Source organism: Phytoactinopolyspora endophytica (assembly GCF_004138495.1).
Lineage (GTDB): Bacteria > Actinomycetota > Actinomycetes > Jiangellales > Jiangellaceae > Phytoactinopolyspora > Phytoactinopolyspora endophytica.
This window is the reverse complement of sequence record NZ_ML142868.1, coordinates 126538-128951: the sequence shown is the minus strand read 5'-3', so window position 1 is coordinate 128951 and position 2414 is coordinate 126538. Positions and strand designations below refer to the sequence as shown.

At 68.2% G+C, this 2414-nt stretch carries 2 protein-coding genes; one reads left to right on the top strand and one right to left on the bottom strand.

The genetic code is table 11. The features are described from left to right. Nucleotides 1–61: 61 nt before the first annotated feature. A complete protein-coding gene (locus ELR45_RS28860; RefSeq protein ID WP_129669379.1) occupies nt 62–1594 on the bottom strand; it encodes a sulfatase family protein in 1533 nt (510 codons plus the stop codon). A 203-nt stretch (nt 1595–1797) separates the two neighbouring features. Between ELR45_RS28860 and ELR45_RS28855 the strand changes: the two genes are divergently transcribed. After that, nucleotides 1798–2414: TetR/AcrR family transcriptional regulator (locus tag ELR45_RS28855; RefSeq protein ID WP_165368199.1), on the top strand; the 617-nt coding region annotated here is incomplete at its 3' end.

The window sequence follows — 2414 nt, the reverse complement described above, 5'->3', positions numbered from 1 at the left end:
GATGCTGGTACATCGGACGACGACGGCAACGCCGCGAGGCGCCGCCTGGGCGCCACAGACGTCAAGAGACCGGCTTTACGGGGCGCTCGGGCGTGGCGTTCGAGCTCCGTCCCGGTGTGGGGAGATCAACCTCCGGCAGCCGAGGGTCCACGCGGGACGGGAGCACATCACCGGTGTCGACCAGCCAGCGCAGCATGGCCTCGTGCAGCCGCGCTTCGACATCCGCCAGCTCGGGCCGGCCAACGAGGTTGTGCGCTTCGTCCGGATCGCTCGTCCGGTCGTACAGCTCGGGCTGTTCGTACCGGCGCCACACGTAGGTCCACCGCGCGTCGCGCACCGCGATCGCTTTCCCGACGGCCTCCGGCCGCTCGTGCTGCAGGCCGGCCTTGCGGTCGTACGGGAAGCCGGAGTTCTCGAACATCGGTTCCTCCTCGACCAGGAAGCCGCCTTCACTGAACGCATACTCGCGGTGCTGGGTGGTGGAACCGCGCATGAGGGGCAGCAGGCTGTGGCCGAAGTGCCGGTGTGTCGCCTCGACTCCGGCAATGTCCAGCACCGTGGGGAAGACGTCGATCAGCTCCACCATCGCGTCGACCGGCCCGGCGGCGGGCAGACCCGCGCCGCTGATGATCACCGGGTCCCGGGTGATGCACCTACGCAACCCGGAGGGCCACTTCTCGATCAGGCCGAAATCCCCGAGATACTCGCCGTGGTCGGAGAAGAAGACGGTCACGGTGTCGTCCGCCAGTCCGGCCCGCTGCACACCGTCGAGCAACCGCCCCACGTGCGCGTCGAGCCGGGAGACCATGCCGTGGTAAGTGGCGATCACCTCGCGCCAGACCTCGGGCGTGGCCCGGTCTGTGCCGTAGGACTCGCGGATGGCCTGCATGTACGCCGGCTCGGGCCCGCTGCCGGTCACGGGATCGGGCATGCTGTCACGATCGTGGAGCGAGAACCACGGTTCGGGTGCTCGGAACGGGCAATGCGGTGCCACCAGCGGGGCGAACAGCACCCACGGCTGGTCCGGCGGCTCGGCCAGCCAGCCCTCGGCGGTCCGCACGGCCGCCTCGTCGAAGTCGATGTCGTCGGCGTCGGTCACCCTGCCCTGATAGAAGAGCCGGTCCCACAGGTCGTGTTCCACGTCGATCGGCGTACCCGCGCCCGTCGTCAGCTTGGGGAACTCGGTCGGGTTCCTCGCGCCACCAGCCCAGCGGCCGCTGGTCGGCGCGGTGGTGAAGCCGTGTTCGTCGGCGCTGAGCTCGGTGGCGCCGGGAGCGAAGGCGTCACCCCGGTCACCTGCCCAGGTGACGTGGTAGCCGCGCTCCCGGAGCGTGCGCAGGAAGTTCGGCTCCTCCGGGCGGAGCGGGCTGCCGAATGACCGGTGCCCGGCCGTGTGCGGGTACCAGCCGGATAGGAACGACGCGCGGCTCGGCGCACAGACCGGGTGTTGAGCGTAGGCGTTGGTGAACGACGTCCCGGCGGCAGCGAGGCGGTCCAGGTTCGGTGTCTGGGCGACAGGGCTCCCGAAGGCGCCGAGTGCGTCGGCGCGGAGCTGGTCGGCGACCACGATCAGGAAGTTCGGCTGATGCGTCATCGTTATCTGCGACTCCTTCAGCTGTTGTGACCTGGCCTTTTGTTACGGCGCTGGTCCACGGGCGGTCCGGTGTGCGGAATTAACTGTGCGGAAACTCTAGCGTTACTTACCGAGTACTCGGTAAGGTGACGCCAATCACAGTATCTGGTCGTCATGCGAACGTCCATACGCAAAGCGAACGTAGGAAGACAAAGGAGTGGGCCGTGGGTGAGTCCTCGTCAGTGAGAAACCGTAGGCCACCGGGCGTCCGCCGGGAACAGATCCTGGACGTCGCCACGGAGGCGTTCGGCAACCGCGGATTCCGGGGGGTGTCTCTCGCGGACATCGCGGCGACCGTCGGTATCTCGCAGCCGGGACTGCTTCATCACTTCCGGAGCAAGGAGGAGCTGCTGATCGCCGCGCTGGAACGCCGGGACGAGGACAGCTTCAGGACCATGGCGGGCGTGTTCGACGGCACCACCGCGGTAGACGCGATCCTTGCGTTGTGCCTGCACAACGCCGAGTACCCGGAGTCGATGCGGCTGTACGCGGTGACCGCTGCGGAGAGCATCGAGCCCGACCATCCCGCGCACGAGTTCTTCCGGAAACGCTACGCTCGGGTCCGGTCGTCGGTCGCGCGTCGCATCGAGCGAGACCGGGACGCCGGCCTGCTGCTGCCGGAGCTCGACCCGGACGAAACGGCGGCCGAGATCATCGCGATGATGGACGGTTTACAGGTCCAGTGGCTGCTTGATCCGTCGGTGGACATGTGCGCGATCATGGCGAAGTACCTGCGGCGACTGACCCGGCCGGAGTCCGGCGGCGGGGAGGTGGCCCCGTG